Genomic DNA, 21,526 nt, shown 5'->3' on the forward strand with positions numbered 1-21,526 from the left:
GCTAATCTCCGTTGATTTTAAAAGGGTTCAGGCGTGGCGTGCGCCGACGGGAATGTTTTGATTATTAGCAGGCTTAACAATCAAAGTAAGCCACACTGAGGCAAAAAGCGCCACCCCCATAAAGATGTACGAGGCCGACGGGCCGCCGGTCACTCCGTTCAGATACCCCACGAACCATGAACCAAAGAATGAACCCAGCGCACCCATGCTGTTGATCAGCGCCATTGCGCCACCCGCCACGTTACGCGGCAGCATTTCCGGGATGATGGCAAAGAACGGACCGTACGGGGCATACATGGCGGCACCGGCGATCACCAGCAGGGTGTAAGAGATCCAGAAGTGGTTTGCGCCCACCGCCCAGGAACCAATAAAGGCACAGGCAGCAATCAGCAGCAGCGGCCAGACGAAGAGCTTGCGGTTTTGCAGTTTATCCGACGCCCAGGAGACCACAATCATGGCGATGGTTGCCGCCAGATACGGCACGGAAGAGAGCCAGCCCACCTCGACCATGCCGAGGTTATCGCCCGCGCTACGGATGATGGACGGCAGCCACAGCACAAAACCGTAAACCCCGATGCTCCAGGTGAAGTACTGCATGCACAGCAGCACCACGTTGCGGGAGCGGAAGGCTTCGCCGTAGTTACGCACCGCTTTCAGACCCTGCTGCTCTTTATCCAGCTGCGCCTGCAGGGCCGCTTTTTCATCTTCCGAAAGCCATTTGGCCTGGGCCGGTTTGTCTTTGACCAGCACCCACCAGCAGAAAGCCCAGATCACCGCCGGAACGCCTTCAATAATGAACATCTCGCGCCAGCCGAAGGACTGGATCAGATACCCGGAGACCACCGACATCCACAGTACCGTGACCGGGTTGCCGAGAATAAGGAAAGTATTGGCACGCGACCGTTCGGATTTGGTAAACCAGTTGCTGATGTAGATCAGCATCGCCGGCATTACCGCCGCTTCCACCACGCCGAGAATAAAGCGAATGGCCGCCAGCGCCGGGATGTTATTCACTACCCCGGTGAGTGACGCACAGGCACCCCAGAGGATCAGGCAGATGAAGATCAGTTTGCGCACGCTGCGGCGTTCGGCATAGATTGCGCCGGGGATCTGGAAAAAGAAGTAACCGAGGAAGAAGAGGGCGCCCAGCAGCGAGGAGACGCCTTTGGTGATCCCCAGGTCTTCCGTAATGCCTGCGGCAGACGCGAAGCTGAAGTTCGCACGATCAAGGTACGCCAGGCTGTACGTGATAAACACGACGGGCATGATGTACCACCAGCGTTTTACTGCGTTTGTTGCACTGTTCATAGGCTTGCCTCTGTGGTTGAGGAAATGACCACCGCTGTCTGTAGGGTACAGGGTGGTTTGTTTGTTTATTCCCGAGAGGGGATTTATTCCCCTAACTGTTCCCGGGTAGGGAGTCCTTCGCTGTCGCCCTGAACCTGAATCGCCAGCGAACCAATAACATTGCCGCGCGTGACGGCCTGATGCAGCGTTTTGCCTTCCAGCAGAGCACTGACCACGCCCACCGCAAAGCCGTCACCCGCGCCGACGGTATCGACAACGTTCTCGACCTTCACCGCCGCCACCGCACCCTGCTCGCCGTCGGCGGTTTTATACCAGGCTCCATCGGCACCGGTTTTCAGGATCACGGCTTTCACGCCCTTGTTCAGATAAAAATCAGCGATCCCTTCCGGCGTTTTTTCTCCGGTCAGGATGAAGCCCTCCTTCAGGCCGGGTAACACCCAGTCGGCCTGGAAGGCGAGGTGGTTCAGCTTTTCCACCATCTCCGCTTCGCTCTTCCACAACACCGGACGCAGGTTCGGATCGAATGAAATGGTTTTGCCCGCAGCTTTCATTGCCCCCGCCGCGCGATCGAGCAGGGCGTAAGAGCTGGTGGACAACGCCGCCGCCACGCCGCTCAGGTGCAGATGCCTTGCCGCGGTAAACCAGATCGGATTGAAATCTTCCACTGACAGATGGCTGGCAGCAGAGCCTTTGCGGAAATACTCCACAGTGGGATCGGTTCCATCCGTGACTTTCGATTTCAACTGAAAACCGGTGGGGTAGCGTCCATCCAGGGTCACGCCTGCGGTGTCGATGCCCTCTTTTTTCAGGGTGTCGAGCACGAACTGGCCGAAGCTGTCATTGCCGACGCGGCTCACCCAGCCCACCTTCAGGCCAAGGCGCGCCAGCCCGGTGGCAACGTTCAGTTCCGCGCCCGCAACGCGCTTCATAAAGTGGTCGACTTCGCTTAAGTCGCCGGTGTGGGTAGCCACAAACATGGCCATAGCTTCACCAATGGTGATGACATCCAGAGCATTCGGCATCGCGTTACTCCTCACGCAGCAAATTGACGTAGTGACGGGTGACAGCCGTCAGGTCTGGCCCTTCAAGAGGAAACTCGATCCCACGCGGCACATCGGCGGGCAGTTGTTCCAGCAGGGCCTGCCAGCGGGCGCTGTTGTTGTCCGGCGGCACGGCGCGATACTGCTGCTTATGCGGGACGGCGGCCTTAACGTGGATATAGCTCACCGCAGGAGCCAGATGCTTCGCGGCCTCTTCCGGGGATTCGCCCACCCACAGCCAGTTGCCCATATCAAACGTCAGCGTGACCGGGAGATTCATCACCCGGCAGGCCGCTTTGAAGCGCTGCATCGGCGCCAGCTGGCCGCAACGGGTCTGGTCGTTTTCTACCACCAGCGTCATGCCGGTCTCATCCAGCAGGGCACGAAGCGCGTCAAGCTGCTGCTTGTCGCTGAAGTTACCAAGGGAGACTTTCAGCCACAGGGCGTTGAGCGTCGCGGCTTCGGCAAGGTAGCGGGGTAGCATCGGGTTGAGAGCGCCATCCGGGGTAAACAGGGCATCCGGGGCGGAATAGCAGGCCAGCAGGCCGAGCAGTTCAATGGATCCGGCAAGCGTGGGTAAGGATGCCAGCTCGGCATCGCTGAATAACTCCCGGCGGATCTCGACGCCGTCGGCGCCTGCTCCGGCGATCACGTGCAGCATGGCGCGCTGGCCCCCTGCTTCACGTACCTTGTCAGCGCCATAGGCGGCGGTGACGACAATAATTTTTCTGCCCATCGGCGGACTCCATCACGTAGCTGATACTCTTTACGCTAGATGGAACCGGTTCCAAAGAAAAGTTCAGTATGCTGGATTTATGATCGCCATCACGAAGGGGGGGTTAACGAGCCGTAGAGCCGCGGACGATCAGCTCCCCGGAGAAGACCTGCTCGCGGACGGCATCGTCAGCACCGTTGATCCGGCGCACGACCTGCTCGACGGCGGCGAAGCCGATCTGCCAGGTAGGCTGTTTGAGGGTGGTAATGCCGACCCCGGCCAGCTCGGCCCACTCCAGCTCGTCAAAGCCCAGCAGACCGATATCGCTGCCCCAGTGCAGGCCAATGCGCTTGAGCGAGCGGGCAACCTGCAGCGTCAATGCGCCGTTGGCGGAGATGACCGCCTTGCGCATGCCGCGATGGCGGGTATGGAACTCACGCAGGGCGTTATCCAGCCGTTCGGCTTCATGGAGCGGGATTTCGACGTTCTCGGCGACCACGCCAGCATAGCGGGCAAGGGTGGCGCGGAATGCGCTCAGGCGTTCGCGGCGGGTATTGACCATTCCCAGCGGCTCGCTCAGGAACAGAATCGCTTCAAAGCCTTGTTCTATCAGGTGTTCGGTAGCGGTTGTCGCGGCCTGGGTATTATCCAGCCCGACCACATCGCAGGCGAAATCCGGGATTTTGCGGTCAATCAGCACCATCGGCAGGGCGGACTGTTGCAGGCGGTTCAGCCCCTCTTCGCGCATTCCCACGGCGTTAACCACGATGCCCTCAACCTGATAGCTGCGCAGCAGATCGAGGTAGTGTAGCTCCTGGTCGAGCTCGTTGTTGGTGTTACACACCAGCGGGGTAAAGCCTTTTTCCCGGCAGGCGGCTTCGATGCCGCTGAGGACGTTAACAGAGTAGGGATTGGTAATGTCGGCGATGATAAGCCCGATCAGGCGGGTACGGCCACGCTTCAGACCGCGTGCCATCAGGCTTGGGCGATAGTCGAGGTCGGCGATAGCCTGTTCAATGCGGGCCAGCAGCGCGTCGGAAAGCAGGTTTTTTTCACCGTTGAGGTAACGGGAGATGCTGGTTTTACCGGTTTTCGCGGCTTTCGCTACGTCGCTGATGGTGGGCCGTGTTGATTTGCTCATCGCTGATTTCCTTGCCTTGGTTGAGCATACCTTAGCGCGAAAATGCCCGGTGGCGCTACGCTTACCGGGCCTGGGGTTTGTGCGGCCTGATGCCCTCACCCCGACCCTCTCCCACGGGGAGAGGGCGCAAACACTAAAAACGGCAAACAGGTTGCCGTTTTGCTTTTACCTACTGCACCGGACTTAAAGTGATCTCAACGCGGCGGTTCTGCGCTTTGCCTTCCGCCGTGCTGTTGCTGGCGATCGGATTCGCCGGGCCCATGCCGCTGGTGCGAATGCGGTTCACCGCCACGCCCTGGGTGATGAGCGAGCTGGCCACCGCGTCAGCACGCTGCTGGGAGAGACGCATGTTCAGATCCTGGCTGCCGGTGCTGTCGGTATAGCCCAGCACGTTCACCGCGGTTTTTTCGTACTCTTTCAGCACCATCGCCACGCCGGTCAGGGTGTTGGCACCCGCCGGTTTCAGCGTTGCGCTGCTGCTGTCGAAGGTGACGTTGTTTGGCATGTTCAGAATGATGTTATCGCCACTACGGGTCACGCTTACGCCGGTACCCTGCATTTTGTCGCGCAGCTTCGCTTCCTGCACGTCCATGTAATAACCCGCGCCGCCGCCCAGCGCTGCGCCTGCTGCGGCACCAATCAGGGCACCTTTGCCGCGATCTTTCTTCGAGGAGGAGAGCGCGCCAACACCTGCGCCCACCAGGGAACCGATGCCTGCGCCAATGCCTGATTTACCCGCTTCGCGTTCGCCGGTGTAAGGGTTGGTGGTGCAGCCTGAAACAACCAGGGCGCCGCTCACTACGGCGGCAATCATAAGTGCGCTTTTTTTCATCTTCTTTCCTTAAGCTTTTTTATTCTTTGCCACGACGGGCGTGGCGGTTGATTATGACGTCCAGTTACGGAGAAAATTCCGGGGATAACTCTTAAATTTGTGTCAAATCATAAACAGTCTCAATGAAGGCTGAGAAAACCTGCAACCGGCAATCCAGGAGCACACGCTGTGACCACTTCAACAAAAACCATTCTGACTGCAGCCCACTGGGGGCCCATGCTGGTCGAAACCGACGGCGACAGGGTGCTCTCTTCCCGTGGCGCGTTGCCGACAAAGCATCCCAATTCCCTGCAGACCGCGGTGCGCGACCAGGTGCACAGCAAAACACGCGTGCGCTGGCCAATGGTGCGTAAAGGCTTTCTCGCCTCGCCGGATAATCCACAGGGGGTGCGCGGACAGGATGAATTTGTGCGCGTCAGCTGGGACGAAGCGCTGACGCTTATCGATGCGCAGCATAAACGCATTCGCCAGAGTTATGGTCCATCGTCCATTTTTGCCGGTTCGTACGGCTGGCGCTCCAACGGTGTGCTGCACAAAGCGGCCACCCTGCTTCAGCGCTATATGAGCCTGGCGGGCGGCTATACCGGCCATCTGGGGGATTACTCAACCGGCGCGGCGCAGGCCATCATGCCGTATGTGGTGGGCGGCAACGAAGTCTATCAGCAGCAGACCAGCTGGCCGCTGGTGCTGGAGCACTCTGAGGTGGTGGTGCTGTGGAGCGCTAACCCGCTTAATACCCTCAAGATCGCGTGGAACGCCAGCGACGAGCAGGGAATACCCTACTTTGACGCGCTGCGTAAAAGCGGCAAGCGCCTGATCTGCATCGATCCGATGCGCTCCGAAACCATGGATTTCTTTGGCGACAGCGCCGAGTGGATCGCCCCGCACATGGGCACCGATGTGGCACTGATGCTCGGCATCGCCCATACGCTGGTGGAAAACGGCTGGCAGGATGAAGCCTTCCTGGCGCGCTGCACTTCCGGGTATGAAAAGTTTGCCGACTACCTGACCGGTGCGACAGACGGTATCGCCAAAACCGCCGAATGGGCTGCCGACATTTGCGGCGTTCCAGCCGATAAAATTCGTGAACTGGCGGCGTTGTTCCACCATAACACCACGATGCTGATGTCCGGCTGGGGCATGCAGCGCCAGCAGTTTGGCGAGCAGAAACACTGGATGCTGGTTACGCTTGCGGCAATGCTCGGCCAGATTGGCACCCCCGGCGGCGGCTTTGGGCTTTCGTATCACTTTGCCAACGGCGGTAACCCGACGCGTCGCGCGGCGGTGCTGGCCTCAATGCAGGGTTCGGTCAAAGGCGGTACCGACGCGGTGGATAAATTCCCGGTCGCCCGTATTGTTGAAGCCCTGGAAAATCCCGGCGGTTTTTATCAGCACAACGGTCTGGATCGCCATTTCCCGGATATTCGCTTTGTCTGGTGGGCGGGCGGCGCCAACTTTACTCACCATCAGGACACCAACCGCCTGATCCGCGCCTGGCAAAAACCGGAGCTGGTGGTCATCTCCGAGTGCTTCTGGACGGCGGCGGCGAAGCATGCCGATATCGTGCTGCCGGCCACCACCTCGTTTGAACGCAACGACATGACCATGACCGGCGACTACAGCAACCAGCATATGGTGCCGATGAAGCGGGTTGTGGCCCCGCGCGATGAGGCGCGTGACGATCTTGATGTGTTTGCCGAGCTGAGCGAGCGCTGGGAGCAGGGCGGCGGCGAGCGTTTCACCGAAGGCAAAACCGATCTGGAGTGGCTGGAGACGTTTTATGAGATTGCCGGGCAGCGCGGCGCGGCCCAGGGCGTAACCTTAGCGCCCTTTGCCGAATTCTGGGAAGCCAATGCCATCGTCGAAATGCCGGAATCCGAGGATAACGCGAAATTCGTGCGCTTCGCTGATTTCCGTCGCGATCCTGAAAGCCATCCGCTTAAAACCGAGAGCGGCAAACTCGTGATTTATTCAGATCGCATTGCCGGCTTCGGCTACGCCGACTGTCCGCCTCACCCGATGTGGCTGGAGCCGGACGAGTGGCACGGCAACGCCGAGCCGGGGCAACTGCAAATTCTTTCTGCCCACCCGGCGCACCGTCTGCACAGCCAGCTTAACTACTCTTCCCTGCGCGAGCAGTACGCGGTGGCCGGGCGCGAGCCGGTGACGCTGCACCCGGATGACGCGAAGGCGCGCGGCATTGCCGACGGCGACGTGGTACGCGTCTGGAACCATCGCGGCCAGGTGCTGGCAGGGGCGGTGGTCAGCGAAGGCATCAAACAGGGGGTGATCTGCATTCACCAGGGGGCATGGCCGGATCTGGATCCTGATAACGACGGGATTTGTAAGAACGGAGCGGTCAACGTGCTGACCAAAGATCTCCCCAGCTCGAAGCTGGGGAACGGCTGCGCGGGGAATACCGCGCTGGCGTGGCTGGAAAAATACCAGGGGCCGACGCTTACGCTGACGGCGTTTGATCCGCCTGCCAGCTCATAAGCCAGGTCGGGTGCTGGGTATCTTCCTGCCAGGCGCTGTCTTCGATGCGAAAGCCCTGAGCATGATAGAAATTCACCGCCCGATTGTTCTTCTGGTAGACCTCGAGGCTTAAATACGGGTAGCGCTGCTGAACATGGTTTATCAGCGCATGCCCGATGCCCTTGCCGGCCCAGGCGGGATCGACAAACAGCGCCCCGATGAACTTCGACTCCATCACGCTGATAAACCCGCGAAGCGCGCCTTCCTCTTCCCATACCCATGTCTCGGCCGAAGGCAGGTAAACTTCCCGCACCACCTCCTCGCTCTCTACCCAGTACTGCGCATCGATAAACGGATGGGCGACGGTTGTGCTCTCCAGCCAGAGCGTCAGCAGGGGCTCGACGTCGTCGCTGAGCCATTTGCGGATCATGTATGACCTCCCGGGTAGCAGTGGCAGGTGGTGACGTGATCGTTGACCAGCCCGCAGGCCTGCATAAAGGAGTAACAGATGGTGGTGCCAACGAACTTGAAGCCGCGTTTTTTCAGCGCCTTAGAGAGGGCGTCCGAGGCGGGCGTTGAGGTGGGGATCTCCGCCAGGGTTGCCGCCCGGGTCACCTGCGGGGTGTTATCGACAAAGGACCAGACAAAATCGGAGAACCGCTCGCCGTTCTCTTCCATCGCCAGATAAGCCCGGGCGTTGCCGATAATGGCTTCGATTTTACCCCGGTGGCGAATAATGCCCGCATCCAGCACTAACCTGTCGACATCGGCAGTAGTCATCCCGGCGACCAGAACCGGATCGAAATGGTGAAAGGCCTGACGATAATTTTCCCGCTTTTTAAGCACGGTGATCCAGGATAAACCGGCCTGCTGGCCCTCAAGACAGATCATCTCGAATAAATGTTTTCCGTCAGTTTCCGGCACTCCCCACTCTTTATCGTGATAGGCGATATAAAGCGGATCCTGGCTAACCCAGCCACAACGTTGCATCGGTTCTCTCCCTTTTGCTACTGAAATGACAAAAATTTCAATCGACCCGGCTTGACGTGTCATCTAAAGAGACAATAGTTAATACAGGCTGATACGCAACATCCCTCATGTCGCAACCAGGCCTCAATTACACAATCACAAATATCGCCGAATTCGGCTCTTCTCTGGAGTCGCTTTGATGATTATAAAAAAATAAGTGGCCGCCATGCCGTTACCGGTCTGGTGAGTTTCCTCGCCTGTCTGCTGACAGGCAACACAGCAAACGCCTGGCAACAGGAATATATCGTTTCGGATACGAAAAGTAATACCACTGAGCGTTATACATGGGACGACGATCACCAACCGCGTTATGAGGACATCCTCAAAGAGCGAATTCTCTCTTCGCAGAATACGTCCGGTTTAGCGCTGAATTTACCTGATGAATCGCCCGTGGAAGCGACCAGCTCCATGAGCGTGGGCTGGAGTATTCCCGTGGCCCGCCGTTTTACCACCGGACCGGTTGCCGCCTGGCACTATGACGGCTCCACGCCCAATATGTACAACGAGTTTGGCGATAGCGTGAACACGCAGTCGCTAATCGATCCGCTATGGCATGCCAGCGTCAGTACGCTCGGCTGGCGCGTTGATACACGCGTGGGCGATCTGCGACCCTGGGCGCAAATCAGCTATAACCAGCAGTTCGGCGATAATCAGTGGAAAATGCAGTCCGGCCTGGGACGCCTGGCACCGTCCACGCAATATGGTAACTGGATGGATGTCACCGTCGGGGCAGATATGCTGATCAACCCCTATATGGCGGCCTATGCTTCTATGTCGCAGGCCGAAAACATGACCACCGGCGAAGATTATCTTTATACTCTCGGCGTTAGCGCCAGGTTCTGAATTAAGCGCATAAGTGACCTGTGCAGCACCGGAAGTAAGCCTTCTCCGGTGCGGTTCAGACGGCAGTCCAGGTCATTCATTCCTGATTTTCGGCATTTCATTCCACGCCCTCTGCATTTCATGCCGTTTTACCCCTGGTAAGTTGGGGTTTTAGTTATCGTTGTCAGCAGTGAATTTCCCTTTCTTCTGCTGCAGGACAACTGCCATGAACACATCATCTTACAACCGCACCCGCTGGCTGACCCTTATCGGCACCATCGTGACCCAGTTTGCGCTGGGTTCGGTCTACACCTGGAGCCTGTTTAACAGCGCCCTCTCCGATAAACTCGATGCACCGGTCAGCCAGGTGGCTTTCTCCTTTGGCTTGCTGAGCCTGGGCCTGGCGCTCTCCTCGTCCGTTGCCGGTAAATTGCAGGAACGCTTCGGCGTTAAGCGCGTCACCATGGCCTCCGGGATTTTACTGGGGGTTGGCTTCTTCCTGACCGCGCACTCCAGCAATCTGATGATGCTGTGGCTGAGCGCCGGGGTGCTGGTGGGGCTGGCGGATGGCGCGGGCTATCTGTTAACCCTGTCGAACTGTGTGAAATGGTTCCCGGAACGTAAAGGGCTGATCTCCGCCTTTGCCATTGGTTCTTACGGTCTTGGCAGCCTGGGCTTCAAATTTATCGACAGCCATTTGCTCGCCACCGTCGGCCTTGAGAAGACCTTTATGATCTGGGGCGCCATCGTGCTGGTGATGATCCTGTTCGGTGCCACCCTGATGAAAGATGCCCCGCAGCAGGAAGTGAAATCCGTTAACGGTGTGGTCGAGAACGACTTTACGCTGGCCCAGTCAATGCGTAAGCCGCAGTACTGGATGCTGGCAGTGATGTTCCTGACCGCCTGCATGAGTGGTCTGTATGTGATTGGCGTGGCGAAAGATATCGCCCAGGGGATGGTAAAACTGGACGCGGCAACTGCGGCCAACGCGGTAACCATTATCTCTATCGCCAACCTCTCTGGTCGCCTGGTGCTGGGGATCTTGTCTGATAAAATTGCCCGTATCCGCGTCATTACTATCGGCCAGGTGGTTTCGCTGGTGGGGATGGCGGCACTGCTTTTCGCCCCGCTCAACGAAGTGACCTTCTTTGCGGCTATTGCCTGCGTCGCGTTTAACTTCGGCGGCACCATCACCGTCTTCCCGTCGCTGGTAAGTGAGTTCTTCGGCCTTAATAACCTGGCGAAAAACTACGGCGTTATTTATTTAGGCTTTGGTATCGGCAGTATTTGCGGTTCGCTTATTGCTTCGCTGTTCGGCGGCTTCTATGTGACCTTCTGCGTAATATTCGCCCTGCTTATCCTTTCTCTGGCGCTTTCCACTACGATTCGCCAGCCGCAGCGCGAAATATTTAAACAAGCGCATGCCTGAGTAAAACCCCTCTAAGGGCCGGATATTCCGGCCTTTTTTTTCGCTGCACTCCGTAAAAAACAGGCCGGTGGTATGTCATCGGACTTGTTTTTTTGTAAATATTTGCAGGGATCACATTCTCTGCTGCCACTTTTTCTTTTCCCTGTGGTCTACTTACCGCGCTTACAGACGTTTCCTATAACGTACTCCCAGGCAATGAAATATGTTGTTCACTTTTTAACCAAGAGTGAGACGGCTCTACATTATCTTTTTCCAGGTTGCATTAATGAAATATATCAAAGCGATGACGCAACAAAAGCTCAGCTTTTTGCTCGCGTTGTACATCGGTCTGTTTATGAATGGCGCGGTTTTTTTCCGTCGGTTTGACGGTTATGCGCAAGACTTTACCGCCTGGAAAGGAATCGCTGCGGTCGTTGAACTGGTTGCCACTGTGCTGGTCACCTTCTTTTTACTGCGTTTGCTGTCGCTGTTTGGCCGCCGGATATGGCGCGTTCTCGCCACGCTGGTGGTGCTGTGCTCGGCGGGTGCCAGCTATTACATGACTTTTATGAACGTGGTGATCGGCTACGGCATTATTGCCTCGGTGATGACCACGGATATTGACCTCTCGAAAGAGGTGGTCGGTATCCACTTTGTTCTCTGGCTGGTTTGCGTCAGCATCCTGCCGCTGCTGCTTATCTGGAACAACCGCTGCCGCTATACGCTGTTGCGCCAGCTGCGTACCCCGGGACAGCGTATCAGAAGCGCCGCGGTGGTCGTCCTGGCGGGACTGATGGTCTGGGGACCTATCCGCCTGCTGGATTTACAGCAGAAGAACGTTGAACGTACCTCCGGCGTGGATATGCCGAGCTACGGCGGCGTGGTGGCGAACTCCTATCTGCCGTCCAACTGGATCTCCGCGCTGGGGTTATACGCCTGGGCGCAGGTGGACGAGTCGTCCGACAACAAATCGCTGATGAACCCGGCGAAGAAATTTACCTATCAGGCGCCTGCGGATATTGATGACACCTATGTGATCTTCATTATTGGTGAAACCACGCGCTGGGATCATATGGGTATGCTGGGCTATGAACGGGATACTACGCCGAAGCTGGCACAGGAGAAAAACCTCGTCGCCTTCCGCGGGTACTCCTGCGATACCGCGACCAAGCTCTCGCTGCGCTGCATGTTCGTGCGTGAGGGTGGGGCAAGCGATAATCCACAGCGTACGTTGAAAGAGCAGAATGTCTTCGCGGTGCTACGCCAGCTGGGCTTTAGCTCCGACCTCTACGCGATGCAAAGCGAGATGTGGTTCTACAGCAACACCATGGCCAACAACATCGCCTATCGTGAGCAGATTGGCGCTGAGCCGCGTAACCGCGGTAAGAGCGTGGACGATATGCTGCTGATCGACGAGATGCAGCGCTCCCTGCAGGGCAACCAGGACGGTAAGCATATGATCATCCTGCATACCAAAGGGTCGCACTTTAACTATACCCAGCGTTATCCGCGCAGCTTTGCGAAATGGACGCCGGAGTGTAAGGGCGTGGATAAAGACTGCAGCAAACAGCAGCTGATCAACTCCTATGACAACTCGGTGACCTATGTGGATCACTTTATCGACAGCGTGATTGACCAGGTGCGTGATAAGAAAGCCATTGTCTTCTACGCCGCCGATCACGGTGAGTCGATTAACGAGAAAGAGCATCTGCACGGTACGCCGCGCAAGATGGCGCCGCCGGAGCAGTTCCGCGTTCCGATGATGGTGTGGATGTCTGACAAGTATCTGGAGAACCCGGAGAAAGCTAAAATGTTTGCCCACCTCAAAGAGCAGGCGGATATGAAAGTGGCGCGTCGTCATGTGGAGCTGTATGACACCATTCTCGGTTGCCTCGGTTATACCTCGCCAGACGGCGGGATTAACGAGAATAACAACTGGTGTAAAGTGCCGGACAGCGCTGCGAAAGCCGCGAAGTAACGGGCCTGGCGACTTTATAGCCGATCGAATGGCTTTTTCAGAATAAGGGATTGACGGGGTTGCAGCGTAGCAGTAAGATGCGCTCCGCATTCGGCGAGTAGCGCAGCTTGGTAGCGCAACTGGTTTGGGACCAGTGGGTCGGAGGTTCGAATCCTCTCTCGCCGACCACATTCGAAACCCCTGCTCTTTGAGCAGGGGTTTTTTGCATCTGAAGGTTATGAGGATGAGGACCTCCGGGGCAGGAGGTTCGACTCGAGCGAAGCGAGAGAACGTTGCTTCAGCAACGGCCCGAAGGGCGAGTCACGAAGTGACGAGTTATCCTCTCTCGCCGACCACATTTGAAAACCCCGCTCTTTGAGCGGGGTTTTTCGCATTTAGCATCCGCAGAAATCTGTCGCATTAAAGCCTTATCCTTCCAGACTTACTAAAATGCGGCCTACCTCTCGTTCCCCCTGCCTGCTAACGTTTTTGTGACATATTCCATTGTATTTTTTTATATATGGAATGATCTTTTTTCGCGTTGCTTATACATAACCTCAGCATTTTCCCCTGTGCGTTTTAACGTTCACGGCATTTAGTGCGCAGATAATCGCCATTCTGTAAGAAAATTTACGCGGGTTGAATAAATGTTAATCACTGGTTGTAGGAGAATGCGCAGAGAGTTGTGCTGCATCATGGCGGGTAGCATAAATTTCCCTGCTGAAAATACGCCCCGGTAGTTTTTTTAATCTTTGTTTGCCGATTCTCACACTTAGCGTAAATCCCCGTCACCTGTATTGACGTTTTCACATTCTGTTGACAGATTGTAGGGCACGAGGGGCAATTCAGGGAGGATCTGCGCTGCAACTCAGTCGCTCTTCTGAAAGGAATCTCCATCCCTTATAACGCCTTAGGGCAGCACCGACCGGACCGGGTAAAAAATAAATTAAAGGTCAGGCGGAGTAACACAACAAAAAACATCACATTGGAGCAGAATAACAATGAGTATTTCCTTGAAGAAGTCAGGGATGCTGAAGCTTGGTCTGAGCCTGGTAGCCATGACTGTCGCAGCAAGCGTACAGGCAAAAACCCTGGTCTACTGTTCTGAAGGCTCGCCGGAAGGCTTTAACCCACAGCTCTTTACCTCTGGTACAACGTACGACGCAAGCTCTGTACCTATCTATAACCGTCTGGTTGAATTCAAAACCGGTACCACAGAAGTTATTCCGGGTCTGGCAGAGAAGTGGGAAGTCAGCGAAGACGGTAAAACCTATACCTTCCACCTGCGTCAGGGCGTGAAGTGGCAGGACAGCAAAGAATTCAAACCTACGCGCGATCTGAATGCAGACGACGTGGTGTTCTCCTTCGACCGCCAGAAAAATGCCCAGAACCCGTACCACAAAGTCTCCGGCGGCAGCTATGAGTACTTCGAAGGTATGGGTCTGCCGGATCTGATCAGCGAAATCAAAAAAGTGGACGATAAAACCGTCCAGTTCGTGCTGACCCGTCCGGAAGCGCCATTCCTGGCTGACCTGGCCATGGACTTCGCCTCTATTCTCTCTAAAGAGTATGCGGACAACATGCTGAAAGCCGGCACCCCGGAAAAAGTTGACCTGAACCCAATCGGTACCGGTCCGTTCCAGCTGCTGCAGTACCAGAAAGACTCCCGCATTCTGTACAAAGCGTTTGAAGGCTACTGGGGCACCAAGCCGCAGATCGACCGTCTGGTCTTCTCCATCACGCCTGATGCCTCCGTGCGTTACGCCAAGCTGCAGAAGAACGAATGCCAGGTTATGCCGTACCCGAACCCGGCTGACATCGCGCGCATGAAGCAGGACAAAAACATCAACCTGCTGGAGCAGGCGGGTCTGAACGTTGGCTATCTCTCCTTCAACACCGAGAAGAAACCGTTTGATGACGTGAAAGTGCGTCAGGCGCTGACCTACGCGGTGAACAAAGAAGCGATCATTAAAGCGGTTTACCAGGGCGCTGGCGTTGCTGCCAAGAACCTGATCCCACCAACCATGTGGGGCTACAACGACGACGTTAAGGATTACACCTATGACGTTGAGAAAGCGAAAGCGCTGCTGAAAGAAGCAGGCCAGGATAAAGGCTTCACCGTTGAGCTGTGGGCAATGCCAGTCCAGCGTCCATACAACCCGAACGCTCGCCGTATGGCCGAGATGGTTCAGGCTGACTGGGCTAAGATCGGCGTCCAGGCCAAGATCGTGACCTACGAGTGGGGCGAGTACCTGAAGCGTGCTAAAGCCGGTGAACACCAGGCTGTGATGATGGGCTGGACCGGTGACAACGGGGATCCGGATAACTTCTTCGCAACCCTGTTCAGCTGCGCCGCGGCGAAAGACGGTTCTAACTACTCTCGCTGGTGCTACAAGCCGTTTGAAGACCTGATTCAGCCGGCACGTGCTGCAGAAGATCACAACAAGCGTATCGAGCTGTACAAACAGGCTCAGGTTGTGATGCATGACCAGGCTCCGGCGCTGATCGTGGCTCACTCCACCGTATATGAGCCAGTGCGTAAAGAAGTTAAAGGCTACGTGGTTGACCCACTGGGTAAACACCACTTCGAAAACGTCTCTGTTGAATAATTAAAAGCAACGCCAGGCGGCGCTGCGCTTGCACTGGCCTACGGCATGTAGGCCGGGTAAGCGTAGCGCCACCCGGCAGCAGTGCTTTATTCCCTCTCTGAAAGGGGAGGGAATAAGATTTGTGAGCAATACAGACGTCACGCCTTCCGGCGAGCGTCATTAGAGAGAATCCGGGTTATGTTGCAGTTCATCCTCCGACGTCTGGGACTTGTTATCCCCACGTTTATCGGTATCACCCTTCTCACCTTCGCTTTTGTCCATATGATCCCCGGTGACCCGGTAATGATTATGGCGGGCGAGCGTGGCATTTCTCCTGAACGTCATGCACAGCTGTTGGCCGAACTGGGGCTGGATAAGCCGATGTGGCAGCAGTATCTCCACTATATCTGGGGTGTGATGCATGGTGATTTAGGTATCTCGCTGAAAAGCCGTCTTCCGGTGTGGGAAGAGTTCGTACCACGATTTAAAGCGACGCTGGAACTCGGTGTCTGCGCCATGATTTTTGCCGTCGCCGTGGGTATCCCGGTGGGCGTGCTGGCTGCGGTAAAACGTGGCTCTATCTTCGATCACACCGCCGTTGGCCTGGCGCTGACCGGTTACTCCATGCCTATCTTCTGGTGGGGCATGATGCTGATCATGCTGGTATCGGTGCAGTTGAACCTGACTCCGGTCTCAGGGCGCGTCAGCGATATGGTCTTCCTTGATGACACCAACCCGCTGACCGGCTTTATGCTGATCGACACGGCTATCTGGGGCGAAGAGGGCAACTTTATTGATGCGCTGGCGCACATGATCCTGCCTGCGATGGTGCTCGGGACAATCCCGCTGGCGGTTATCGTGCGTATGACCCGTTCGTCGATGCTGGAAGTGCTGGGCGAGGACTACATCCGTACTGCCCGCGCCAAAGGGCTGACCCGCATGCGCGTGATTATCGTCCATGCGCTGCGTAACGCCATGCTGCCGGTGGTAACGGTTATCGGCCTGCAGGTGGGTACGCTGCTGGCAGGGGCGATCCTGACCGAAACTATTTTCTCCTGGCCGGGCCTGGGTCGCTGGCTGATTGACGCACTGCAGCGCCGTGACTATCCGGTTGTGCAGGGCGGTGTGCTGCTGGTGGCGACGATGATTATCCTCGTTAACCTGCTGGTCGATTTGCTGTACGGCGTGGTGAACCCGCGTATTCGTCATAAGAAGTAAGGGGCCATCATGTCACAAGTTACTGCAAATAAAGCTGCACCGGTGCCAATGACGCCGCTGCAGGAGTTCTGGCACTACTTCAAGCGCAACAAAGGTGCAGTGGTGGGGCTGGTTTACGTTTCCATCATGATCCTGATTGCGGTGTTTGCGAACGTGCTGGCGCCGTATAACCCGGCGGATCAGTTCCGCGACGTGCTGCTGGCCCCGCCAGCCTGGCAGGAGGGTGGAACATTTGCCCACCTGCTGGGGACCGATGACGTGGGCCGCGACGTGCTCTCCCGTCTGATGTACGGTGCACGTTTGTCACTGCTGGTTGGCTGTCTGGTGGTGGTACTCTCGCTGATCCTCGGCGTGGTGCTGGGCCTGATCGCCGGTTACTTTGGCGGCCTGATTGATAACACCATTATGCGTATCGTCGACATCATGCTGGCCCTGCCAAGCCTGCTGCTGGCGCTGGTGCTGGTGGCGATCTTCGGCCCGTCAATCGGCAACGCCGCGCTCGCCCTGACGTTCGTTGCGCTCCCACACTACGTGCGATTAACCCGTGCGGCGGTGCTGGTGGAAGTGAACCGCGACTACGTTACCGCCTCTCGCGTGGCGGGTGCCGGTGCGATGCGCCAGATGTTCGTCAACATTCTTCCTAACTGCCTTGCGCCGCTGATTGTCCAGGCGTCGCTCGGTTTCTCTAACGCCATTCTCGATATGGCCGCTCTTGGCTTCCTTGGCATGGGTGCGCAGCCGCCAACACCGGAGTGGGGCACCATGCTCTCCGACGTGTTGCAGTTCGCGCAAAGCGCCTGGTGGGTCGTGACCTTCCCGGGTCTGGCGATCCTGCTGACGGTGCTGGCATTTAACCTGATGGGTGACGGTCTGCGTGATGCACTTGATCCCAAACTGAAGCAGTAAGAGGCACGAGATGGCGTTATTAAATGTAGATAAATTATCGGTGCACTTCGGTGACGTAGGCTCCGAGTTTCGCGCCGTAGACCGTGTTAGCTACAGCGTAAATCAGGGTGAAGTGGTCGGCATTGTGGGTGAATCCGGTTCCGGTAAGTCGGTGAGCTCACTGGCGATCATGGGGCTGATTGATTTTCCCGGCCGCGTGATGGCGGAAAACCTGGAATTTAACGGGCAGGATTTGAAGCGCATTTCTGAAAAAGAGCGCCGCAATCTGGTCGGTGCCGAAGTGGCGATGATCTTCCAGGACCCGATGACCAGCCTTAATCCGTGCTATACCGTCGGCTTCCAGATCATGGAAGCGATCAAGGTGCATCAGGGCGGTAACAAGAAAACCCGTCGCCAGCGGGCGATCGACCTGCTGAACCAGGTGGGTATTCCTGACCCGGCCTCGCGTCTGGATGTCTATCCGCACCAGCTCTCCGGCGGGATGAGCCAGCGTGTGATGATCGCCATGGCGATCGCCTGCCGTCCAAAACTGCTGATTGCCGATGAACCGACAACCGCGCTGGACGTGACCATTCAGGCACAGATCATCGAGCTGCTGCTGGAGTTACAGCAGAAAGAGAACATGGCGTTGATCCTGATCACCCATGACCTGGCATTAGTGGCCGAAGCGGCGCATAAGATCATCGTGATGTATGCCGGGCAGGTAGTGGAAACCGGCAACTCGCACGATATCTTCCGCGCGCCGCGTCATCCTTATACTCAGGCGCTGCTGCGTGCCTTGCCGGAGTTTGCCCAGGATAAGGCGCGTCTGGCGTCACTGCCGGGCGTGGTACCGGGGAAATACGACCGCCCGACCGGCTGTCTGCTGAACCCGCGTTGCCCGTATGCCACGGACAAATGCCGCACCGATGAGCCAGATCTCTATACGCTCAGTGACGGTCGCCAGTCTAAATGTCACTACCCACTCGATGATGCCGGGAGGCCCACACTATGAGTACGCAAGAGGCCACCATGCAACAGCCGCTGTTGCAGGCTATCGATCTGAAAAAACACTACCCGGTGAAGAAGGGGATGTTTGCCCCTGAGCGCCTGGTGAAAGCGCTGGACGGCGTCTCCTTTACCCTCGAGCGCGGTAAAACGCTGGCGGTGGTGGGGGAGTCCGGCTGTGGGAAATCCACGCTGGGCCGTCTGCTGACCATGATTGAAACCCCGACCGGGGGCGAGCTTTACTATCAGGGGCAGGATCTGCTCAAGCACGATCCTAACGCGCAGAAACTGCGTCGCCAGAAAATCCAGATTGTGTTCCAGAACCCGTATGGTTCGCTGAACCCGCGTAAAAAGGTGGGGCAGATTCTGGAGGAGCCGCTGCAGATCAACTCCACGCTGAGCAAAGAGCAGCGTCGCGAGAAGGCGCTGGCGATGATGGCCAAGGTGGGGCTTAAGACCGAGCACTACGATCGCTATCCGCATATGTTCTCCGGCGGCCAGCGTCAGCGTATCGCTATCGCCCGTGGTCTGATGCTTGACCCGGACGTGGTGATCGCCGATGAACCGGTTTCCGCGCTGGACGTTTCCGTCCGTGCGCAGGTGCTGAACCTGATGATGGATCTGCAGCAGGATTTAGGTCTGTCGTACGTCTTCATCTCTCACGACCTGTCGGTGGTGGAACACATTGCGGATGAAGTGATGGTGATGTATCTGGGCCGCTGCGTGGAGAAGGGCACCAAGGATCAGATCTTTAATAACCCGCGCCATCCGTATACGCAGGCGTTGCTCTCTGCGACGCCACGTCTGAACCCGGATGAACGTCGGGAGCGCATTAAGCTGACCGGCGAGCTGCCAAGCCCGCTTAATCCGCCGCCGGGTTGTGCCTTCAACGCCCGCTGCCGTCGTCGCTTTGGGCCGTGCACCCAGCTGCAACCGCAGTTAAAAGACTACGGCGGACAACTGGTAGCCTGCTTTGCGGTCGACCAGGACGAAAACGGCGAGAAGCCTCAGGCGTAAGTCATAAAAAAACCGGCGAATTCGCCGGTTTTTTATTGGATGCGCGACACTATTTTCGTAATCGGATCTGGTCGACAGCGTGCTTTTCACTTTTGGTGAGGATCAGGCTGGCGCGCTCACGCGTCGGGAGAATATTCTCTTTCAGGTTCACGTAGTTGATCTCATTCCACAGTGCGGTCGCCACATTAACGGCCTCTTCTTTTGAGAGCTGTGCATAGTTGTGGAAATAAGAGTCAGGATCGGTGAACGCCCCTTCGCGGAACTTCAGGAAGCGGTTGATGTACCAGTTTTGCAATAAGTCTTCCGGGGCATCGACATAAATAGAGAAGTCGACAAAGTCAGAGACAAAGACATGATGCGGGTCATGAGGGTAGTCCATCCCGCTTTGCAGAACATTTAACCCTTCCAGAATCAGAATGTCCGGCTGCACCACCGTTTTGTCCCCGTCCGGGATGCGGTCGTAGATCAGATGCGAATAGACTGGAGCCGTAACGTTCGCGCGCCGGATTTCAAATCTGAAACGAATTTCACCAGACGATGCATATCATAAGAGAGCGGGAAGCCTTTCTTCTTCATCAGGCCGCGTTCTTTTAACACTTCGTTGGGGTGCAGGAAGCCGTCGGTGGTGATCAGCTCAACGCTGCGATGCTCCGGCCAGCGGCTCAGCAGCGCCTGCAGCACGCGCGCGGTGGTGCTTTTACCCACAGCCACGCTGCCGGCGATACTGATGATATAAGGAATGCGCTGCCCATTAGTCCCGAGGAACTGCTCCAGGACGGCCTGTCGACGAAGGTTGGAACTGATATAGAAATTCAGCAAACGCGACAGAGGCAAATAAATTTCGGCGACTTCTTCAAGCGACAGGTCTTCGTTTATCCCTTTTAACCGTGCGATTTCGCCTTCCGTTAAGGTCATCGGGACGGAATCACGCAGAGCAGCCCACTGGCTGCGGCTAAACTGGAGATAAGGCGTCATTAACGTTTGCTCTTTTTTGCTCATAAGCATGCTTGAGTGAGGCGTCTCATCCCACAACAGAGGCTAGCCATGCGGGGTATGGCGCATCACATAATAGTTAATTTTGGACAATGGGCAGGAGGGTAACACCAGATGAGCCGAATAATAAGAAAAAATATGGCTCCATGTTACGTTAAGCGGGAATCGTCACAGACCGGGTTTGGGCCCCTTTCACGGCAGTATATGGTGAATATTTGCGCGTGCTTGCCTGAAAATACAGCGTTATTCTCTCTTCTCGCACAAAATGTGAGCGAAAGAACAATTTATGCAAATTTTTAGTTGCATGACTGCCCATGTCTCCATAGAATGCGCGCTACTTGATGCCGACTTAGCTCAGTAGGTAGAGCAACTGACTTGTAATCAGTAGGTCACCAGTTCGATTCCGGTAGTCGGCACCATCAAGTCCGGTGGGGTTCCCGAGCGGCCAAAGGGAGCAGACTGTAAATCTGCCGTCACAGACTTCGAAGGTTCGAATCCTTCCCCCACCACCACTTTCTGGCAGCGTTAACGCCGCCGGAGTTGGTTGAAAAAATTAACCAGCTCGAACTTAAAAAGAGAGAAATCTCTTTTTTTGTTACAGAAAGAACTGGGTAGCCGAGTTTCAGGATGCGGGCATCGTATAATGGCTATTACCTCAGCCTTCCAAGCTGATGATGCGGGTTCGATTCCCGCTGCCCGCTCCAATACGTGCTGATATGGCTCAGTTGGTAGAGCGCACCCTTGGTAAGGGTGAGGTCCCCAGTTCGACTCTGGGTATCAGCACCACTTCACTTCTCCCTCCCGTTTCTCTCTGTTTCAATTTAAATGTATTCAACAGTTCAGGCATTTCGCCTGGTTGATGTGGTGATATCACCGATTTATCCGTGTCTTAGAGGGACAATCGATGTCTAAAGAAAAGTTTGAACGTACAAAACCGCACGTTAACGTCGGTACTATCGGCCACGTTGACCATGGTAAAACAACGCTGACCGCTGCAATCACTACCGTTCTGGCAAAAACCTACGGTGGTTCTGCTCGTGCATTCGACCAGATCGATAACGCACCAGAAGAAAAAGCTCGTGGTATCACC

General features: G+C 56.3%; 17 protein-coding genes, 5 tRNA genes, 1 other RNA gene and 1 pseudogene. 16 read left to right on the forward strand and 8 right to left on the reverse strand.

What is annotated here, in order from left to right; translation table 11 throughout:
* Positions 1 to 27 precede the first annotated feature (27 nt).
* The 5 genes from K5I40_RS21260 to K5I40_RS21280 form a co-directional block, all read right to left on the reverse strand.
* Positions 28 to 1,308 carry an MFS transporter gene (locus tag K5I40_RS21260; protein ID WP_039031140.1) on the reverse strand — a complete coding sequence of 427 codons (1,281 nt, stop codon included), beginning with the start codon at positions 1,306 to 1,308 and terminating at the stop codon, positions 28 to 30.
* Positions 1,309 to 1,391: 83 nt separating this feature from the next.
* Positions 1,392 to 2,330 carry a sugar kinase gene (locus K5I40_RS21265; RefSeq protein WP_223075540.1) on the reverse strand — a complete coding sequence of 313 codons (939 nt, stop codon included), beginning with the start codon at positions 2,328 to 2,330 and terminating at the stop codon, positions 1,392 to 1,394.
* A gap of 4 nt (positions 2,331 to 2,334) precedes the next feature.
* Positions 2,335 to 3,084: a sugar phosphate isomerase/epimerase gene (locus K5I40_RS21270; RefSeq protein ID WP_223075541.1), complete on the reverse strand. Its 750-nt coding sequence runs from the start codon at positions 3,082 to 3,084 to the stop codon at positions 2,335 to 2,337.
* 103 nt (positions 3,085 to 3,187) lie between these two features.
* Positions 3,188 to 4,204 carry a LacI family DNA-binding transcriptional regulator gene (locus K5I40_RS21275; protein WP_039031137.1) on the reverse strand — a complete coding sequence of 339 codons (1,017 nt, stop codon included), beginning with the start codon at positions 4,202 to 4,204 and terminating at the stop codon, positions 3,188 to 3,190.
* A 169-nt stretch (positions 4,205 to 4,373) separates the two neighbouring features.
* The gene (locus K5I40_RS21280) at positions 4,374 to 5,036 is read right to left on the reverse strand and encodes an OmpA family lipoprotein (RefSeq protein ID WP_039031136.1); all 663 of its coding nucleotides are present in this window, start codon (positions 5,034 to 5,036) and stop codon (positions 4,374 to 4,376) included.
* Between the two features lie 168 nt (positions 5,037 to 5,204).
* On the opposite strand from K5I40_RS21280, the gene K5I40_RS21285 reads away from it, so the two are divergent.
* Positions 5,205 to 7,532 (forward strand): molybdopterin guanine dinucleotide-containing S/N-oxide reductase, encoded by a 2,328-nt coding sequence (locus K5I40_RS21285; protein WP_223075542.1) that lies wholly within the window; start codon positions 5,205 to 5,207, stop codon positions 7,530 to 7,532.
* Here the strand turns inward: K5I40_RS21285 and K5I40_RS21290 are convergent.
* Together K5I40_RS21290 and tag are read right to left on the reverse strand one after the other, a co-directional pair.
* The gene (locus K5I40_RS21290; protein WP_039031134.1) at positions 7,495 to 7,941 is read right to left on the reverse strand and encodes an N-acetyltransferase; all 447 of its coding nucleotides are present in this window, start codon (positions 7,939 to 7,941) and stop codon (positions 7,495 to 7,497) included. The two genes, K5I40_RS21285 and K5I40_RS21290, sit on opposite strands and share 38 nt — an antisense overlap.
* Positions 7,938 to 8,501, reverse strand: a complete 564-nt coding sequence (tag, locus tag K5I40_RS21295) for a DNA-3-methyladenine glycosylase I (RefSeq protein ID WP_223075543.1) — start codon at positions 8,499 to 8,501, stop codon at positions 7,938 to 7,940. The genes K5I40_RS21290 and tag overlap by 4 nt, the downstream gene beginning before the upstream one ends.
* Before the next feature lie 126 nt (positions 8,502 to 8,627).
* Between tag and K5I40_RS21300 the strand changes: the two genes are divergently transcribed.
* The 10 genes from K5I40_RS21300 to dppF all read left to right on the forward strand — a co-directional run bounded on the left by K5I40_RS21300 (position 8,628) and on the right by dppF (position 19,443).
* Positions 8,628 to 9,383, forward strand: coding sequence for an autotransporter domain-containing protein (locus tag K5I40_RS21300; RefSeq protein ID WP_251931037.1), 756 nt, complete (start codon positions 8,628 to 8,630; stop codon positions 9,381 to 9,383).
* Positions 9,384 to 9,588: 205 nt separating this feature from the next.
* Entirely contained in the window at positions 9,589 to 10,791 is a 1,203-nt protein-coding gene (locus tag K5I40_RS21305) for an MFS transporter (RefSeq protein WP_039031131.1), read from the forward strand.
* Between the two features lie 265 nt (positions 10,792 to 11,056).
* The gene (gene eptB, locus K5I40_RS21310) at positions 11,057 to 12,748 is read left to right on the forward strand and encodes a kdo(2)-lipid A phosphoethanolamine 7''-transferase (RefSeq protein ID WP_039031130.1); all 1,692 of its coding nucleotides are present in this window, start codon (positions 11,057 to 11,059) and stop codon (positions 12,746 to 12,748) included.
* Positions 12,749 to 12,839: 91 nt separating this feature from the next.
* A tRNA-Pro gene (locus tag K5I40_RS21315) sits at positions 12,840 to 12,916 on the forward strand.
* 35 nt (positions 12,917 to 12,951) lie between these two features.
* Positions 12,952 to 13,083: non-coding RNA, RtT sRNA (locus K5I40_RS21320), on the forward strand.
* A 645-nt stretch (positions 13,084 to 13,728) separates the two neighbouring features.
* On the forward strand, positions 13,729 to 15,336 hold the full coding sequence (gene dppA / locus K5I40_RS21325; RefSeq protein WP_039031129.1) for a dipeptide ABC transporter periplasmic-binding protein DppA: 1,608 nt from the start codon (positions 13,729 to 13,731) through the stop codon (positions 15,334 to 15,336).
* A 177-nt stretch (positions 15,337 to 15,513) separates the two neighbouring features.
* The gene (gene dppB / locus K5I40_RS21330) at positions 15,514 to 16,533 is read left to right on the forward strand and encodes a dipeptide ABC transporter permease DppB (RefSeq protein ID WP_039031128.1); all 1,020 of its coding nucleotides are present in this window, start codon (positions 15,514 to 15,516) and stop codon (positions 16,531 to 16,533) included.
* A gap of 9 nt (positions 16,534 to 16,542) precedes the next feature.
* The gene (gene dppC, locus K5I40_RS21335) at positions 16,543 to 17,439 is read left to right on the forward strand and encodes a dipeptide ABC transporter permease DppC (protein ID WP_039031127.1); all 897 of its coding nucleotides are present in this window, start codon (positions 16,543 to 16,545) and stop codon (positions 17,437 to 17,439) included.
* A gap of 10 nt (positions 17,440 to 17,449) precedes the next feature.
* Positions 17,450 to 18,433: a dipeptide ABC transporter ATP-binding protein gene (gene dppD / locus K5I40_RS21340; protein WP_223075544.1), complete on the forward strand. Its 984-nt coding sequence runs from the start codon at positions 17,450 to 17,452 to the stop codon at positions 18,431 to 18,433.
* Positions 18,430 to 19,443 (forward strand): dipeptide ABC transporter ATP-binding subunit DppF, encoded by a 1,014-nt coding sequence (gene dppF / locus K5I40_RS21345; protein WP_039031125.1) that lies wholly within the window; start codon positions 18,430 to 18,432, stop codon positions 19,441 to 19,443. The genes dppD and dppF overlap by 4 nt, the downstream gene beginning before the upstream one ends.
* Before the next feature lie 49 nt (positions 19,444 to 19,492).
* Here dppF and coaA read toward each other — a convergent pair.
* Positions 19,493 to 20,442 (reverse strand): annotated as a pseudogene (gene coaA, locus K5I40_RS21350) (type I pantothenate kinase).
* A gap of 337 nt (positions 20,443 to 20,779) precedes the next feature.
* Here coaA and K5I40_RS21355 point away from each other — a divergent pair.
* From K5I40_RS21355 to K5I40_RS21375, 5 genes are all read left to right on the forward strand, one after another.
* Positions 20,780 to 20,855, forward strand: a tRNA-Thr gene (locus tag K5I40_RS21355).
* Positions 20,856 to 20,863: 8 nt separating this feature from the next.
* Positions 20,864 to 20,948, forward strand: a tRNA-Tyr gene (locus K5I40_RS21360).
* 117 nt (positions 20,949 to 21,065) lie between these two features.
* Positions 21,066 to 21,140: transfer RNA gene (locus K5I40_RS21365), tRNA-Gly, on the forward strand.
* Positions 21,141 to 21,146: 6 nt separating this feature from the next.
* Positions 21,147 to 21,222, forward strand: a tRNA-Thr gene (locus K5I40_RS21370).
* Positions 21,223 to 21,340: 118 nt separating this feature from the next.
* On the forward strand, positions 21,341 to 21,526 hold a 186-nt coding region (locus tag K5I40_RS21375; protein ID WP_044347782.1), incomplete at its 3' end, for a GTP-binding protein.

The sequence above is a fragment of the Leclercia sp. LTM14 genome (assembly GCF_023736175.1).
Taxonomy (GTDB): domain Bacteria; phylum Pseudomonadota; class Gammaproteobacteria; order Enterobacterales; family Enterobacteriaceae; genus Enterobacter; species Enterobacter barmai.

What these genes read in the sequence shown, in the direction of transcription:
- eptB (WP_039031130.1), top strand. Translation starts at nt 11,057, where the DNA reads ATGAAATATATCAAAGCGATGACGCAACAAAAGCTCAGCTTTTTGCTC.
- K5I40_RS21305 (WP_039031131.1), top strand. Translation starts at nt 9,589, where the DNA reads ATGAACACATCATCTTACAACCGCACCCGCTGGCTGACCCTTATCGGC.
- K5I40_RS21280 (WP_039031136.1), bottom strand. Translation starts at nt 5,036, where the DNA reads ATGAAAAAAAGCGCACTTATGATTGCCGCCGTAGTGAGCGGCGCCCTG.
- K5I40_RS21265 (WP_223075540.1), bottom strand. Translation starts at nt 2,330, where the DNA reads ATGCCGAATGCTCTGGATGTCATCACCATTGGTGAAGCTATGGCCATG.
- dppA (WP_039031129.1), top strand. Translation starts at nt 13,729, where the DNA reads ATGAGTATTTCCTTGAAGAAGTCAGGGATGCTGAAGCTTGGTCTGAGC.
- K5I40_RS21275 (WP_039031137.1), bottom strand. Translation starts at nt 4,204, where the DNA reads ATGAGCAAATCAACACGGCCCACCATCAGCGACGTAGCGAAAGCCGCG.
- tag (WP_223075543.1), bottom strand. Translation starts at nt 8,501, where the DNA reads ATGCAACGTTGTGGCTGGGTTAGCCAGGATCCGCTTTATATCGCCTAT.
- K5I40_RS21270 (WP_223075541.1), bottom strand. Translation starts at nt 3,084, where the DNA reads ATGGGCAGAAAAATTATTGTCGTCACCGCCGCCTATGGCGCTGACAAG.
- K5I40_RS21290 (WP_039031134.1), bottom strand. Translation starts at nt 7,941, where the DNA reads ATGATCCGCAAATGGCTCAGCGACGACGTCGAGCCCCTGCTGACGCTC.
- K5I40_RS21260 (WP_039031140.1), bottom strand. Translation starts at nt 1,308, where the DNA reads ATGAACAGTGCAACAAACGCAGTAAAACGCTGGTGGTACATCATGCCC.
- dppC (WP_039031127.1), top strand. Translation starts at nt 16,543, where the DNA reads ATGTCACAAGTTACTGCAAATAAAGCTGCACCGGTGCCAATGACGCCG.
- dppF (WP_039031125.1), top strand. Translation starts at nt 18,430, where the DNA reads ATGAGTACGCAAGAGGCCACCATGCAACAGCCGCTGTTGCAGGCTATC.
- dppD (WP_223075544.1), top strand. Translation starts at nt 17,450, where the DNA reads ATGGCGTTATTAAATGTAGATAAATTATCGGTGCACTTCGGTGACGTA.
- dppB (WP_039031128.1), top strand. Translation starts at nt 15,514, where the DNA reads ATGTTGCAGTTCATCCTCCGACGTCTGGGACTTGTTATCCCCACGTTT.